The organism is Mogibacterium sp. CM50, from assembly GCF_000293155.1.
Lineage (GTDB): Bacteria > Bacillota > Clostridia > Peptostreptococcales > Anaerovoracaceae > Mogibacterium > Mogibacterium timidum.
Genome location: NZ_ALNL01000012.1, coordinates 143,759 through 159,879 on the forward strand (window position 1 = coordinate 143,759; position 16,121 = coordinate 159,879).

Below are 16,121 nucleotides of genomic sequence, written 5' to 3' on the forward strand. Positions count from 1 at the left end.
ATGATAAAGCTTTTCAAAGAAATTATTAAACGAATATTGATAATTATCATAAGAGGATATCAGAAGTTTGTCTCACCTTTATTCCCGCCTACATGCAGGTTTTATCCTACATGCAGCACGTATTTTATACAGGCGCTGGAGAAGTACGGCCCTTTCAAGGGTACTTACCTGGGAATAAAGAGAATACTCAGATGTCATCCGGGCAATCCAGGTGGATATGATCCTCTAAGATAAGAAAGGACGGAATATGGGAATTATTGCGGTGCCTTTGGGTTACCTACTGACCTTTATATACAATCTGGTTGGTAACTATGGTATTTCACTGATAATACTGACGGTACTCGTTAAGCTGATCCTCTATCCTCTCTACTTCAAGCAGATTAAATCTACAGCTTCGATGTCTACGCTGCAGCCTAAGATGAAGGCTTTACAGGAGAAGTACAAGAACGATAAAGAGAAGCTCAATGAAGAGATGACTAAATTATACAGGGAAGAGAAATTCAACCCTATGGGTGGTTGCCTTCCGATGCTTATTCAGTTTCCTATCATCATGGGACTCTTCACTCTTCTTAGAAATCCAATGAAATATATAGCTGATGATAAGATGCTTTTTGCGGTTCACCAGTCATTTCTGTGGATTAAGGATCTTGGACAGCCGGACCTGTGGATTCTTCCGATTGCGGCGGCTATAGCGACGTATTTCTCGTTTGCTATGACTCAGCAGCTTACAGGTCAAAACGATATGATGGGTGGACAGGCTAAGTCCATGAACTTAGTTATGAAGTATTTCTTCCCGCTCAGTATCCTTTGGCTTGCCAGATCTTATCCGGCCGGACTTGCTATTTACTGGGCAGGTGGCCAGTTCCTTCAGATATTCTTGAATATCAGGATGAACAAGTACCGTGCTAAGCTTAAGGAAGAGCAGGAGCTTGAAGAAAAGAGAAAACGCGCAGAGAAGCAGCTTGAGAAGATGAAGAGAGCAAGGATGAAAGGATAATGATGAGAGCTTCAGAGAAATGGGGAGTTGATGTCGACACAGCCGTTGAGCTTGCGCTTCAGGAACTCAAACTCACCAGAGATGAAGTCAACGTTGAAATCCTCGAGGAGTCGAGCAAAGGATTCCTCGGAATAGGATCGAAACTTGCTAAAGTGAGAGTTACTCCCAAGAATGACGGTGCTGATAAGGCACATAAGGAAAAAGCAACTTTCGATGATATAGATAGAATACTCGCCGGTCTACCTGAGAACAACACAGTTGTTGTTCCTGATGAGATCAGGAAAGAGTATGACAAGTACGAAGAGGAAGAGCTTGAAGATGCTCGTGCCAGCGAGCATGCAAGGCGGGGAGAGAATAAGAAATTCTCCAAGCCTAAGAGGAGCAGAGAGAGAAGCAAGAGAGAGTACAAAAAGTACGAAGCAACTCTACTTCTTGATGTTGACAAGCTCACTTCGGTACAGGATCATCCGGTTGAGGCATTCCTACGAGAAATCACCAAAGAGATGGGCATTGACCTCGATTTCGAAGTTAAGGAAGGCAAGGATTTAATCTATGTAAATGTTTCCGGTAATGATACCGGAACTATCATAGGTAAGAGAGGACAGACCCTCGATGCTGTTCAGTATCTGGCTAGTCTCGTTGTCAACAAGGAGAACAGCGGATACACAAGAGTGGTAATGGATGCCGAGAATTACAGAGCTAAGAGAGAGCAGACTCTCGTTGCTCTTGCAAATAGGCTTGCCGGTAAGGTGGAGCGTTCCGAGAGAAAGATTACTCTTGAGCCTATGAACCCTTACGAGCGCAAGGTAATTCATTCGACACTTCAGAATCATCCCAGTGTAATAACCAGGAGTGAGGGGAAGGATCCTTATAGAAGAGTTATAATCGAGAAGAAATAAGAGCGGAGAGCCCATCATAGATGGGCTCTTTTCGTCAACTTTTCGTAAGGCAGGAGAATTTATGGCAGATACTTTTGCTGCGATTGCAACACCTTTGGGTGAGGGCGGAGTAGGTATAGTTCGCGTCAGCGGACCGGGTTCACTCAATATTATGAAAGTTGTGTTCAAGGAATGTCCGGATAAGGTTGAACCTCGTCACGTTTACTATGGTCACGCTTTGGATGCTTCGGGAAATGTCATCGACGAGATGATATGCATTTACATGCGCGCACCTCATACATTTACCGGCGAGGATGTTGTAGAATTTCAGGCTCACGGCAGCAATGTATCGTTGAGGCTCATAGTTATGAGTGCTATCTCAGCCGGTGCAAGAATTGCAGATCCCGGTGAATTTACCAAGCTTGCCTTTCTTAACGGCAAGCTCGATTTGTCGCAGGCTGAAGCTGTTATTGATCTTATAAAAGCAAGGAGTGAGAAGCCTCTCAGCATAGCATCCGATCAGCTTAACGGGAGTCTTGGACAGGAGATAGTTGCGATTAGAAATAACATCAAGGACGTCCTCGCTCAGATGGCTGTCAATATTGATTTTCCCGATGAGGATATAGAGCAGGTTAGCTGCGATGAGTTCATCACAGAGCTTAAGAGACAGAATGACCGCTTGCAATCACTGATTAAATCCTCTGAATTTGGCAAGATTGCCAGAGAAGGTATCAAGATTGCCCTCGTGGGGCGTACAAATGTCGGCAAATCATCCCTCCTGAATGGGCTTCTCGGCGAAAACAGGGCTATCGTTACCGATATACCCGGAACTACCAGAGATACCATTGAGGAGAGTTCTTCGATTGGCGGATATCCTATTGTTGTGGTCGATACTGCCGGTATCAGAGATACTGATGATGTGATAGAGCAGATTGGTATCGAGCGCTCCAAGAATGAAATAGAAGAAGCGGATCTGGTCGTGATGGTAGCAGATGGCAGCACAGAGTTGGCTGCTGAGGATTTCGAGATAGCTGAGCACGTAGCGAATAAGAAAGTGATGCTGGTTATCAACAAGGAAGATCTGGGGATGACTGCGGCTCAGTCCGATATTGATAAGCTGAAAAGCATTATTGGCTGCGATACTGGTGATATAGTTTATACTTCCGTGAAGACTGTCAAGGGTATCGGAAAAGTGCGTGATGCGATCGAGAGGAATTTGGCAAGAGGATTTATAAAGAGTGACGGAGGAAATATTGTCACCAATGAGAGGCATAAGGATGCGCTGGTGAGGGCAAAGGCAGCTCTCGTACATGGAATCGAGCTTTTGGAGATGAGGGAACCTCTTGAAGTTGCTGAGATTGAGGTGCATGACAGTTTTCAGATACTGGGCGAAATTATAGGTGAAACGGCGAGCGAGGAGATACTGGATACGGTGTTCTCGAAGTTCTGCCTGGGTAAATGATATGAATTTGAAGGACGCGAAAAATTCAAATAAACACAGTGTGATGGGAGAATACGATGTAATCGTTGTAGGTGCCGGTCATGCAGGATGTGAGGCGGGGTTAGCTGCTGCAAGGATGGGCTGCGAGACGCTGCTGCTCGCGATGAACCTCGAGTCTGTGGCTATGATGCCTTGTAATCCTTCGATTGGTGGCACCGGCAAGGGACATCTCGTATGCGAGATAGATGCTCTCGGCGGCGAGATGGGACTGAATATAGATAAGACATTTATTCAGAGCAAGATGCTCAACACTTCCAAGGGGCCTGCTGTTCATTCACTGCGCGCGCAGGCGGATAAGACCAAATATCATCTTGAGATGAAGAAAACCATTGAAAAGCAACCACGCCTTAAGCTAAAACAGGCGGAGGTCGTTGATCTGATCCTTGAAGACGGGGCGATTCATGGAATCGTAACACGGACAAATGCAATATACATGGGCAAGGCTGTCGTGATGTGCACGGGAACCTTCCTCGGCGGTAAGGTGTTTATCGGTGATAGCGCTTACAGCAGTGGTCCCGGCGGACTTGCGCCTTCTACTGTGCTTGCGGGTAAACTGCGCGAATACGGACTTCCTATGCGCAGATTCAAGACGGGAACGCCGGCTCGCATGCTCGCTTCGACTCTCGATTATGACAGGATGAAGCGCCAGGAAGGCGATGCGGAGATAATTCCTTTCTCGTTTATGAATGAGGGAAGGGAGATCGGTTCCAACCGGATAGAGTGCTGGCTCTCTTATACAAATGCGGAGACTCACAGGATAATTCTTGAAAATATAGGGCGTTCGGCGATGTACTCCGGTAATATCGTAGGTGTCGGGCCTAGATACTGCCCTTCGATTGAGGATAAGGTATCCAGATTTAAGGATAGGGAGAGACACCAGCTGTTCGTCGAACCGGAGGGGCTTGATACTGAAGAGATGTACATTCAGGGCATGTCATCAAGCTTGCCGGAGAATATACAGGAGGCTTTCTATCATACAATTCCCGGACTTGAACACGCCGAAATCGTTAGACCTGCATATGCGATCGAGTATGATTGCGTAGATCCTACCACATTAAAGCCAAGCCTTGAGAGCAAGCTGATCGAGGGCATGTTTTGTGCAGGTCAGTTTAACGGAAGCTCCGGTTACGAGGAGGCTGCTGCACAGGGGCTTGTAGCTGGAATGAACGCTGCTCGTAAGCTTCAGCAGAAGAATCCGATGATTCTTGGAAGAAACGAGGCTTATATTGGCGTTCTGATCGACGATTTGGTGACTAAAGGTACTATGGAACCTTATAGAATGATGACGTCCCGAGCGGAATTTAGGCTTATTTTGAGACAGGACAATGCGGATCGCCGTTTGACAGAGGTGGGATTCGAGTATGGACTTGTAACTGATGAGAGATATTCGAGATATTTAGCCAAGAAAAAAAACGTTGATGAAGAGATTGTTAGGCTGAAGGATAAGTATACTGAATTTAGTAAGCTTAATGAATTTTTAGCATCTGAAGGCAGCAATGAGGTGACAAATAATAATATTACGTTCTATGATCTGCTTAGGCGCCCGGAGATATCCTATGCTGCTCTGGAATCTATAGATGATGATACCAGACCTGAATTGAATAGAGCAGAGCGCTATGAGGTTGAGGTCAGAATTAAGTATGCGGGATACATAGATAAGCAGCTTGCTCAGGTTGAGAAGATGAAAAAGCTGGAGAGCAGAAGGCTTGTAGAAGATATTAATTACAACGAAATCAATGGACTTAGACTTGAAGCGAGACAGAAGCTGACAGATATCAGACCTATCAACATAGGACAAGCAAGTAGGATCAGCGGTGTATCCCCGGCAGATATTAATGTGCTCCTCATATATCTGGAAAAGAAAAGGCGAAGCAACGAAAGGCGCAAGGACTCATAGTATGAAGGATGTTATAATCTCCGAATTGAAGCAGAAATACGGCGAGGAGATGACTGCTAAGATGTTTGCCTATATGGGCAAAATCTTAGCAGCAAATGAGCATATAAATTTGACTGCGGTCAGAGAGGAGGACGAATTCCTTGAAAAGCATATTTTGGATTCGCTCACCTGTAATGATTGCGATGAATTCAAGGCTGCTGAGGTTGTTGTAGATATGGGAACCGGAGGAGGCTTTCCCGGGATTCCGCTTGCAATTACCAATCCGGATAAGAAGTTTGTTCTTGCTGATTCTCTAAATAAGAGACTCAAGATAATAGAGCAATTCGCTGCAGAGCTTTGCATAGATAATATTGAACTTTTGCACATCAGGGCGGAGGACATGGGTCAGAATCCTGCATACAGAGAGAAGGCGGATATCTGCGTGTCCAGAGCTGTCGCATCTCTGGATGTATTGTCGGAATTGTGTCTGCCTCTTGTCAGGAAGGGTGGATACTTTATCTCTTATAAAGGTGACGGTGCAGAGGACGAGTTTGATGTGGCTAAAAGGGCAATTTCTATATTAGGTGGTAAGCTCGATAGGATAGAGAAGCCTTCTTTAAAGAACGCATATATATCCGGACATTGCCTGTTGCTTGTGAAAAAGGTTGCTCATACACCTAAACGTTTTCCCAGGAAAGCGGGTGCGGCTAAAAAATCTCCTATTCGTTAGAAATAGAGAGGTGTGCAGTTGGGCTGATTGTGGTTGCTATTGAGAACCCGTTTGACTTCGTATTTGTTTCACGTGAAACATTTTTAGCAAACACTACATATTGTTTCACGTGAAACATCATTCAACAAATTCACTAAAAACTCATCAAATCTACGAAGTAAATAGAACAGAAGCCTAGATAGAAATACCGCAATATTATATAATAGGGGCAGTAAATTCTCAAAAAGGAGACCTATATGGGAAAGGCAATAGCAATATTTAATCAAAAGGGCGGAGTTGGTAAAACAACGACCAATATAAACCTGAGTGCCTGCCTCGCTGTCCAAGGCAAGAAGGTTCTAGTCATTGATATAGATCCGCAGGGAAATACGACTAGCGGAATAGGGATAAAGAAGAGAAAGCTGACCAGCACTTTATATGACGTATTGGTTAATAAGGACTATGATGTCCACAAGGCTATCCTCCAGACCAAGACAGCAAATCTCGACATCATTCCGGCAAGCGTCGATCTGGCAGGCGCTGAAATAGAGCTAGTTAATATTGAAGGACGAGAGAGACGGCTTAAGAAGGCAATAGAACAGGTAAGGAGCGAATACGACTATATATTCATAGATTGTCCACCCTCGCTCGGGCTGCTTACAATCAACTCGCTGACCGCTGTGGACAGCGTACTCATTCCGATTCAGTGCGAGTTCTATGCTCTGGAAGGAGTAAGTCAGCTGATGAGTACTGTCGATCTGGTTAAGAAGAATATGAATCCGGAGCTTCAGATAGAGGGTGTAATTCTCAGCATGTTCGATGGAAGAACCAACCTGGCAATTCAAGTAGTACAGGAGGTTAAGAAATATTTCGGCAAGTATGTATTCTCAACCGTAATACCCAGAAATGTCAGACTTGCTGAAGCTCCAAGCTATGGCATGCCGATTGTAAAGTATGATCCGTCATCGGCGGGGGCAAAAGCATACAACAAGTTTGCACAGGAGTTCCTGGAAAGAGAAAAGAGGAGACAGAAGGAAAATGGCTAAAAGAAAAGGTGGTCTAGGAAGAGGCCTCGACGCACTCTTCGCAGATGCAGCTCCTCTTTTCGAAGAAGACCTTGAAGAAGAGGGATCAGACATCGATGACATCAAGCTGATGGAAGCGATAGATGATGTTACGGGAGACAGAGGAAGATCGAGACTCGGACATGAAGCCGGCAAGATTGCTGTAAGCGAGGTCGCAGCAAGTAATATTTCAGATAAAGTCTCTAAGAAAAATAAAAACAAAACGCCCGCATCCTACGGGGGGAATGACCTGAAGGGTAGTGATAGAGTTAGATACGGCAGCAAATCCAAAGCAACTGATATAAATGGAAATATTATTAACCTCGAAGACCTTAAGTCTGACGACTACGAAGATCGTGTTCTGTATTTGGATATAAACGATATCAAGCCTAATAAGGATCAGCCAAGAAAGACCTTCAACGAAGACAGGCTAAAGGAGCTTGCCAATTCTATAAAGGAAAACGGCGTGATCCAGCCTTTGATCGTAAGAGCGACAGTAAACGGATATGAGCTTGTGGCCGGGGAGAGACGCTGGAGAGCTGCAAGGATTGCTGAACTCAAGAAGGTGCCTTGCATAATCAGGAACTTTGATGAAAAGCAGAACATGATAGTTGCAATCATCGAGAATATGCAGAGAGAGAACCTCGATGCTATCGAAGAGGCACAGGGTCTCAATGAGATGATTAAGAGGTTTGAATTCACTCAAGAGCAGGTGTCAAATGCGCTTGGTAAGAGCAGAGCATATATCGCAAATTCATTAAGATTGCTGAAGCTACCCGAAAAAATTCAGGACATGATTGTGAGTGGCAAAATTTCTGCAGCACACGGAAGGACAATTATCACAATTAAGGATGAGAAGAAGCAGCTGGAGGTGTGCGACAAAATTGTCAGAAGCGGTCTTTCTGTAAGAGCTACTGAGCGACTGGCGGAAAAGGTCAAAGACGATGCGAGACCGGAGCGCAAGAAAAGACGCAAACCTATAAACTCAGAAATTATCGCAGTAGAGGATGAATTACGAAAGCTGTTTGGAACTAAAGTCAACATAAGCGGAAAGGCGTCAACTGGAAAGATAGAGATTGAATATTACAGTCTGGACGAACTAAATAGGCTGATTGATATGCTAAGGGGTATCGAATAGCCGAAGTTAGGAGTATTGAATTTATGAACAACAACGCAGGAAGTATACCCGGCTCGGAATTTTTGGAGAGCCTGCCGGTACCGGCGTGTATGGTTAATAGAGAAGGAACAGTCGTATATGCAAACGCTCTGATTAAGAATGTTTTTGCATATGACGACATCATTGACGGAAATTTCTTTGCGCTAACCAGAACTAAGCTCGAGGAACTCGAGGCAGCAAAAGAAAGCGGCGAAGAGGTAAGAATTAAAAGAAACGAGCAGGTGTTTGTGCTCAGCGCCGGACGTAAGGAGAGAGATGACGGAATCATAACCGTGTATTTCGCCAATGTTACAGAGCGCGAGTCTTTGCGATCGAATTACCGCGAAGAACACATCTGTCAGATGTACGTAAGCATTGATAACTACGATGAGCTGATTTCAAACTCTCCGTCAGATAGCAAGATGACCGTTCCGGCCGAGGTTGATAAGCTGCTCAACAAGTGGGCGGAGTCAAATAATGCTGCAATCGAGAGCATCAGCGAGGATTCGTATCTGGCAACTCTATACAGAAGAGATGCGGATAACATTATCGAGAGCAGATTTTCGATCTTGGACGACATAAGAGCAATCCGGACTAAGGACGATTTTCCTGTCAGCCTGAGTATCGGTATGGGTATGGGAGTTAAGAGTCTGCAGGAGACAACGGAGCTTGCTGAGGCTGCGCTCGACCTCGCTATGGGTCGCGGCGGAGATCAGGCGGTGGTCAAGAACGGTGACAGGACACACTACTACGGCGGCAAGCTGCAGTCGATGGAGAAGAACAACAAGGGCAAGTCGAGAATTATAGCACATGCGCTTAAGCAGCTGGTGCGTGAGAGCTCTAATGTAATCGTCATGGGTCATCGCTGGCCGGATATGGACTGCTTCGGCTCTGCGATAGGTGCATACAAGATCGCAAAGTTCTTGGAAAAGGACGCTGCCATCGTAATCGAGGAGTACAACGAGGCGCTGCAGGCAATTTACAAGCAGGCCAAGGCGACTGAAAATTACGAGATCGTTGACCGCGAGAAGGCCATCGGGATGTGCGATAATAAGACTCTCGTCATCGTCGTTGATACACATAGGCCTGGGATGGTTGAATGCCCGGAGCTTCTCGATATGGCTGATAAAATTGTGGTTATCGATCACCACAGGCTGTCCGACGACTCGATTGAGAATCTGACGCTGTCATATGTGGAGTCATATGCTTCATCTGCGAGCGAGCTGATGACTGAGATTATCCAGTACACATCCAACAAGAAGATTGTCAATAAGTTTGAGGCGGAGGCGCTGCTGGCCGGAATCACGGTAGATACCAACAGATATTCAATCAAAACAGGCGTGAGGACTTTTGAGGCTTCTGCGTGGCTGAGGCGTGTAGGCGCTGATACGACAGAGGTTAAGCGTTTCTTCCAATCTGAAGTTACAGCCTTCCAGATGAGGGCGGAAGCTGTTGCCGGCGCTGAGTATATGGACGAAGGCGCTGCGTTGTCTATATCACAAGGCTATTCGACAGATGCGCAGATTATCAATGCGCAGGTCGCTGACGAGCTGCTGATGGTCAAGGGTGTGAAGGCATCATTTGCAGCAGGCAGAAATGACAAGGGCAAGACCGTGGTGAGCGCCAGGTCGCTGGGCGAAGTTAATGTCCAAGTTCTAATGGAGAGATTTAACGGCGGCGGTCATCTAAATTCGGCCGGCGCACAGGTTGACATGTCTCCGGAGGAGGTTATTGCCGAGCTCAAGGAGATGATCCCGGAGTACCTGGGCGCAGATAGCGACGAGTCGGAAAGCTCCGCACAGGATTAAACAGTCTTAAAAGTGTCGTTAATCTAAAAAAGAATTTACAAGAATAACAAGAACAATCAACGGATGGATACACATAAATCAGTAAAATAAAAAAGAATTTAACGGGCGAAAAGGAGGGCGTTATGCAGATTATTTTAAAGAAAGATGTTAAGGGAGCCGGAAAAGCCGGTGATGTCGTTAAGGTTAGTGACGGCTACGCCAGAAACCGCTTGATTCCGGGAGGATTTGCAGTTGAGGCTACTCCTTCCAACCTAGCCAGGATCAAGAGAGAGAAGGCTAACCACGAGGCGCAGATTGCTCTGGACAAGGCGGAGGCCAATCAAGTCAAGAAGGTTCTGGAGGACAAAACTATCCGGCTTAAGACACGAGTCGGAGAAGGCGGCAAGCTGTTCGGATCTGTAACTTCGATGGACATCGCAGATGCTATCAAGGAGCAGACCAGGCTGGATATAGACAAAAAGAAAATCGTGCTTAAGAAGCCAATCAAGGAGATTGGCGAACACGAGGTGGAGGTCAAGCTCTATACAGAGATTTCGGCGGATATCAAGGTAGCAGTTACCGAGGAATAGAATATGCCAAATGATATAAACAGTCAGACGTCGGAGGCCTTAGAGCCTCCGAAAGACATAGAAGCGGAGAAGGCGGTTCTCGGATCGATGATGCTCAGCGAGGACGCGGTGCAGGATGTCGTTGACATACTCAAGCCGGAAGACTTTTATCTCAAGGAGCATCAGGAGATATACAAGATGTTCATGAGTATGTTCCGCAAGAGCATCACAATCGACCTGATGACGACGAGGTCAGAGCTCAACAAGGTGCACCAGCTCGAGCTGGTCGGCGGTATCACCTACCTGAGCAGGCTGTCCGGCGATGCGATCAATCCTTCAAATGCAAAATTTTACGCAGTCACGGTTATCGACAAGTCGAAGTTGAGAAAGCTCATCAAGTCGGCCGATACCATGCGTAAGAACGCGTACGACGGCAGCATGGATACAGAGCAGATTCTGGACGAAGCTGAGAAGGAGATTTTCTCTATTGCGCAAGCTTCGCAACGCAAGAACTACTCGCCTATTCAGGAAATACTACAGAAGAACATAATCGAGATTAACGAGCTGGTCCAGAACGATGGGCAGCTGCCGGGAATAACCACCGGATTTAGAGATATAGACAAAATGCTGGGCGGCCTCAAGAAGACCGACCTTGTTGTGCTTGCTGCCAGGCCGGGGATGGGGAAAACCGCCTTTGCGCTCAACGTTGCCGAGAATGCAGCGATGGCAGGGCACTCGGTTCTCGTATTCAGCATGGAGATGTCTAAGGAGCAGCTCGGACAGAGGATGCTCGCTATGTCGGCTAGGGTAGATATGGAGCATATCAAGAACGGAACGATTGAAGACGACGAATGGTATAGCATCGACGAGGCACAGGAAAAATTTGAAGATGTCAATCTCAATATCGATGATACTGCGCAAATCTCGATTCTGGAGATGAAGAACAAGTGCCGCAGGCTCAAAGAGAAAAGCGGTTTGGACCTGGTCATCATCGACTATCTGCAGCTGATGTCCCTCGGCTACAGCGGCGACAACAGAACTAACGAGATCAGTGCGATTACCAGAAGTATAAAAATTCTCGCCAAGGAGCTTGATGTCTGTGTAATCCTGCTGTCGCAGCTGTCTCGCGCATCTGAACAGCGCAAGGATCACCGTCCGATGCTGTCCGACCTCAGAGAATCCGGATCCATCGAGCAGGACGCAGATATCGTAGTGTTCCTGAAGAGGGATGACTATTATCAAAACGATGATGAAGAGGCTGATACATTGTCAGGAAATAATTGCGAGGTTATCATCGCCAAGCACCGAAGCGGTCCGACAGGATCGGTCAGGCTGGCATGGATCGCAAGGTATACGAAGTTCGGAAACCTCGAACACACCGTATAAATTTACCACAAACAACATATTCAAGGAGTATCATGAACGACACGGAGTTTGTTAAAGAACATAATAAAGATGTCTACCTGTACAGCACGGAGATAGAGAATCTCATGATTAACGAGTTCTTTACCAGCGCCAACGGCGACTATGTGAAGGTGTATTTGCTCGGCTTGATGCGAGCGAAATACGGAATAGTAGAGGACAGAGGGAAGACCGCAAATGTTCTCGGCATTACTCCTGACGAGATCGACGCAGCGTGGGACTACTGGGAGAGCGTCGGGGTCATCAGACGAGAGTATATGCCGGATGACGACTCTTACAGGGTAGTTTTCCTCAGCCAAATCTCAAGGTTCTATGGTCACAAGAAGGCTTGCGGGGACGACAGCTCCGAAGAGCAGGACTTGAGAGTGGTCGATCTCGATCTCAAGCACCTATACGATGTATACGAGAGCGCAAGCGGCCGGAGCATTCCTTCCAATGAAGCTCGCAAGATTGCGGACACTGTCGGGATGCTTGGGGTCGCGCCGGAGGTGTACGCCTATGCGATTAAGTACAGCAGTGACAACGGACACACGGATATCCGTTATATCAACAAGGTGGCTATCAACTGGCACAATGAAGGCTGCAATACGGAGGCTGACGCAAAGGCCTTGCTCGAGAAGGATGCTAAGCGGCGGTTCATGTACGGGAGGATTTTCAAGGAGATAGGATTCAATCGTCAGTGGACATCCGGCGACTGCGAGCTGATGGATCGCTGGTTTGACGAGCTGAGCTTCGGATTGGATGAGGTGCTCGAAGCTGTCAAGCTGACGGCAGGTAAGCGCGAGCCGTCGCTGAGGTATGTCGATGCAGTTCTTGAAAATAAATATCGTGAAGCCGGCGGCATCGAACCGCGCTACAAGTCGAACGCACGGAATGGTTCGCAAGAAAGTAAGCTCGGAAATGCGGGAATGCAGAAGGGTGGAGCTGTCGGCAGTCAAGGCCGACAGACATCCGGCGGTGTCAATATCAGCAAACGAGTGCTTGAAGAGTATTATACTTATCTGCGAGACAAAGCAGTAAGAGAACAAAAGGAAAAGCAACAAAGACTCGAGACCGAGATGCCGATAATGCGGAAGTTTGCAAGCATAGAGTCGGAGATCAAGAAGACGCTGTTGACGGGACTCGGCAGCATGGGCAGGGATAAGAGAAGCGAACTGCTTCAAAAGCAGAAGGAGCTAATCGAACAGAAGAAGGAATTCCTTGCGGTTAACGGGTATCCGGAGGATTATTTAGAGGTTAAATATAAGTGTCCGATATGTAAGGACCACGGAATTACGGACGATGGAAGGCGCTGCTCTTGTGTACAGGAGAGAGCAGATGAGGCTTATAGATGGAACAAAAGCAGGCAAATAAAAGAAAAGTAAAACCAGATAACAAGGGAAAAGTTGCAAATATAGATAACATGCAGGGAGTTGAGCAAGCGGCAAAGACGAAAGCTCCCTCTAAGGCGAAAGCAAAGGCTGCTAAAAAGAAAGCGAAGAAGGAAGCAGCAAAAGCAGCCAAGAAAGCTAAGAGAAAAGCCAAGAAGCTGGCCAGGCAGTACAAGGCCGAAGCGCTGGACAGGAAGAAGCGCGAGGCTAGAGCAGCCAAGAAAGCAGCTAAGGCCGCAAAGGGGCCTTCGGCCTGGAACAAGCTGTGCCGCGGTATTGCGACTGCCGCAGCCGCGCCAATCAATCTGCACGACAGGGTACAGGATGCATCGGATAAGTTCTTTATTGGTTGCGGATACAGCTTGGCGACTGAGTATCACGATATGCGTGTCAGATACAAGGGTAGCGGCGGCAAGATAGTCAGCGGGCTGTTTACGCTTATAATCCTGGTGTGTGGTGTATTGCTTACCATGGAGCACTATACGATATATGAATATGCGTACAATGGGCGTGTTCTCGGATATGTCAAATCGGAGGATTCGGTTGTCAGCCTCCTCGACGTTGCGGGTGACCACATGTCGTCGAGCAATGGAGGCGCACGCATCAAGTTTGTGGCGGATAATAACGTGACATTTAGAAGAGTCTCGGCAGCAGAGAAGGATGTCGACGATCCGGATACGGTTATAAACAAGCTGACATATATGACAGACATCGAGGTGTCGGCGTATGGCATCTATCAGGATGACAAGCTGCTAACGGTCGTAGAGACCAAGGGTACGGCGAATTCGCTTGTTGACGAGGTTCTGGCTCATTACAAGCAACCTGATAAGGGTATGAGGATAGAGCAGCTCAAATTCGCAAAGCCGGTTGAGGTCAAGCAGCTCGATGTCATGCTCACAAGCGTGCAGAGCAAGAAGCAGGCAAAGGAGCAACTGCTCGACGGCGGAGATATCAAGCTGAGCCACATCATCAAGTCGGACGAGACAATTGGCAACGTTGCCAAAGCGTATGATGTAAACGTCAAGGACATGAGCGGTAAGACAGCGACGCAGGCAGTAGATAAGCTCAAATCCGGAGACCTTGTAAACATGAAGAAGAAGGTCAATCCGCTGGAGGTTAAGATTGTAGAGACAGGTAAAATGTCCGAAACTATTCCGTTTGAAACGGAGAATCAGGAAACTACCGATCTGTATAAGGGTGAGTCTCTCGTCGCACAGGAGGGTGTCGACGGCAGGCAGATCATCAGCGGAACCATCACCAAGATAAATGACAAGACGGTTAAGAGAAGTATCAAGACAAAGGAAGTCGTAGCTGAGCCTGTCAAGAGGATAGTCAAGGTGGGAACTAACGACAAGCCTAAGACTGCATCGAGCGGTTCATATGCAGTTCCAATCAAGAGTGCATATGTTATCAACAGCAACGGGCGCTTTGGAACGAGATGGGGAAGGAAGCACGAAGGACTCGACTTCTCCTGTCCAACAGGAACTCCGATCTACGCTGCTGACGGTGGAACTGTAATTAAGTCGGGTGTAAGCGGCGGATATGGAAACTGCGTGGTAATCAAGCATGACAACGGTCAGGAGACACTGTACGGACACTGCAGTAAGCTCAACGTAAGCGTTGGGGAGAAGGTATACAAGGGTCAGGTAATTGCAGCTGTAGGTAATACGGGTCGCAGTACGGGAGCTCACTTGCATTTCGAGATTCATGTTGGAGGACAAGCAGTAGATCCGTGGAACTACATATTCTAGAGAGATAAGGACGGCAGGTTCTAAGAAATGAGCAGGAGTAACAGAAGAGAAGTGAGGTCATCCGACGGGGTGGCCGGCGCTGCTCAGGAGGCTGGCTCAAGGGCCGGCTCTAAAAAGAATAAGAAGAATAAGAAGCGCAGATTGTCTGCGATGCTTTCCAAGCCTAAAAACAGACGTAATCTGATTATCTCGGCTGTGGTGTTGCTGTTGCTCGCGGCATCTGTCCGCAACATCATAAAGCTGGAGTTAGAGAACAGAAGACTGACGCTCAAGAACAGAGAGCTAAAGGAGACCAAGAAGGAGCTTCAGATAGAGCTTAAGAACGTCAACAGCAAGGAGTATATAGAAGAGCAGGCACGGAAACAGCTGCGGCTCGTGAATCCGGATGAAATTTTGTTTGTATTCCCAAATGATAAGGACAAGAGCAATGGTGAAAGCGGAGGCAAATAAAGCGGTGGATAAGCTGCATATACGAGAGGCGATAGTGGTAGAGGGGCGTGATGATGTCGATGCCGTATCAAAGGCATGTGATGCTCTCATAATTGCGACACATGGATTTGGCATAACCGGAGATACATGGGCTCTCATAGAGAAAGCATATGATGAGCTGGGGATAATCATTATGACTGATCCGGACTATTCAGGTGAGGAAATCAGGCGCAGGCTGACCGCAAAGTTCCCCAATGCTCTGCACGCGTATATGCCACGTTCCGAGGCAATTAGGGCCGGCGATATTGGCGTTGAAAATGCAGCGCCGGAAGCGATACGCATGGCTTTGAGCAAGGTACACGGTATAAGCGAGAGTTCCGGGAGGGCGGCTATAACCATGGCAGATTTGACAGAGCTCAAGCTGGTTGGATATGTGGGATCCTCGACACTTCGTGAGAGTGTGGGTGCGGAGCTCGGTATAGGCTGCGGAAACGGTAAGGCTTTTCTGCGCAAGCTGAATGGGTTTGGAATCTCTAGGGCCGACCTTGAGCAGGTCGTTACGCATCTGTAAAATTCGGATTCATAGCTGATAATTGTTCATAAGCGTGCACA

Annotated in this window: 15 protein-coding genes; all 15 read left to right on the plus strand. The window is 47.2% G+C overall.

Annotation, left to right across the window (positions count from 1 at the left end; all coding sequences use genetic code 11):
* The 15 genes from yidD to rnmV all read left to right on the plus strand — a co-directional run bounded on the left by yidD (nucleotide 1) and on the right by rnmV (nucleotide 16,080).
* Complete coding sequence (gene yidD, locus HMPREF1152_RS01895) at nucleotides 1–234, plus strand: membrane protein insertion efficiency factor YidD (RefSeq protein WP_009643418.1); 234 nt, start codon at nucleotides 1–3, stop codon at nucleotides 232–234.
* A gap of 13 nt (nucleotides 235–247) precedes the next feature.
* Entirely contained in the window at nucleotides 248–997 is a 750-nt protein-coding gene (locus tag HMPREF1152_RS01900) for a YidC/Oxa1 family membrane protein insertase (protein WP_009643447.1), read from the plus strand.
* Nucleotides 997–1,896 (plus strand): RNA-binding cell elongation regulator Jag/EloR, encoded by a 900-nt coding sequence (gene jag, locus HMPREF1152_RS01905; RefSeq protein WP_009643443.1) that lies wholly within the window; start codon nucleotides 997–999, stop codon nucleotides 1,894–1,896. Before HMPREF1152_RS01900 ends, jag begins: the two co-directional genes overlap by 1 nt.
* A 61-nt stretch (nucleotides 1,897–1,957) precedes the next feature.
* Entirely contained in the window at nucleotides 1,958–3,337 is a 1,380-nt protein-coding gene (gene mnmE / locus HMPREF1152_RS01910; RefSeq protein ID WP_009643480.1) for a tRNA uridine-5-carboxymethylaminomethyl(34) synthesis GTPase MnmE, read from the plus strand.
* A 1-nt stretch (nucleotide 3,338) separates the two neighbouring features.
* The gene (gene mnmG, locus HMPREF1152_RS01915) at nucleotides 3,339–5,273 is read left to right on the plus strand and encodes a tRNA uridine-5-carboxymethylaminomethyl(34) synthesis enzyme MnmG (protein WP_304411930.1); all 1,935 of its coding nucleotides are present in this window, start codon (nucleotides 3,339–3,341) and stop codon (nucleotides 5,271–5,273) included.
* 1 nt (nucleotide 5,274) lies between these two features.
* The gene (rsmG, locus tag HMPREF1152_RS01920) at nucleotides 5,275–5,982 is read left to right on the plus strand and encodes a 16S rRNA (guanine(527)-N(7))-methyltransferase RsmG (RefSeq protein WP_009643497.1); all 708 of its coding nucleotides are present in this window, start codon (nucleotides 5,275–5,277) and stop codon (nucleotides 5,980–5,982) included.
* Nucleotides 5,983–6,218: 236 nt separating this feature from the next.
* Complete coding sequence (locus tag HMPREF1152_RS01925; protein WP_009643344.1) at nucleotides 6,219–7,007, plus strand: ParA family protein; 789 nt, start codon at nucleotides 6,219–6,221, stop codon at nucleotides 7,005–7,007.
* Entirely contained in the window at nucleotides 7,000–8,163 is a 1,164-nt protein-coding gene (locus tag HMPREF1152_RS01930) for a ParB/RepB/Spo0J family partition protein (RefSeq protein WP_009643466.1), read from the plus strand. The genes HMPREF1152_RS01925 and HMPREF1152_RS01930 overlap by 8 nt, the downstream gene beginning before the upstream one ends.
* Before the next feature lie 23 nt (nucleotides 8,164–8,186).
* The gene (locus tag HMPREF1152_RS01935; protein WP_009643394.1) at nucleotides 8,187–9,989 is read left to right on the plus strand and encodes a DHH family phosphoesterase; all 1,803 of its coding nucleotides are present in this window, start codon (nucleotides 8,187–8,189) and stop codon (nucleotides 9,987–9,989) included.
* A gap of 122 nt (nucleotides 9,990–10,111) precedes the next feature.
* On the plus strand, nucleotides 10,112–10,558 hold the full coding sequence (gene rplI, locus HMPREF1152_RS01940) for a 50S ribosomal protein L9 (RefSeq protein ID WP_009643372.1): 447 nt from the start codon (nucleotides 10,112–10,114) through the stop codon (nucleotides 10,556–10,558).
* 3 nt (nucleotides 10,559–10,561) lie between these two features.
* Nucleotides 10,562–11,923 carry a replicative DNA helicase gene (dnaB, locus tag HMPREF1152_RS01945; RefSeq protein WP_009643391.1) on the plus strand — a complete coding sequence of 454 codons (1,362 nt, stop codon included), beginning with the start codon at nucleotides 10,562–10,564 and terminating at the stop codon, nucleotides 11,921–11,923.
* Between the two features lie 32 nt (nucleotides 11,924–11,955).
* Complete coding sequence (locus HMPREF1152_RS01950; RefSeq protein WP_009643505.1) at nucleotides 11,956–13,323, plus strand: DnaD domain protein; 1,368 nt, start codon at nucleotides 11,956–11,958, stop codon at nucleotides 13,321–13,323.
* Entirely contained in the window at nucleotides 13,290–15,080 is a 1,791-nt protein-coding gene (locus HMPREF1152_RS08890) for a M23 family metallopeptidase (protein ID WP_009643510.1), read from the plus strand. The genes HMPREF1152_RS01950 and HMPREF1152_RS08890 overlap by 34 nt, the downstream gene beginning before the upstream one ends.
* A 27-nt stretch (nucleotides 15,081–15,107) precedes the next feature.
* Nucleotides 15,108–15,530, plus strand: coding sequence for an FtsB family cell division protein (locus HMPREF1152_RS01960; RefSeq protein WP_036380496.1), 423 nt, complete (start codon nucleotides 15,108–15,110; stop codon nucleotides 15,528–15,530).
* Nucleotides 15,490–16,080, plus strand: a complete 591-nt coding sequence (rnmV, locus tag HMPREF1152_RS01965) for a ribonuclease M5 (RefSeq protein WP_242822261.1) — start codon at nucleotides 15,490–15,492, stop codon at nucleotides 16,078–16,080. Before HMPREF1152_RS01960 ends, rnmV begins: the two co-directional genes overlap by 41 nt.
* Nucleotides 16,081–16,121 lie beyond the last annotated feature (41 nt).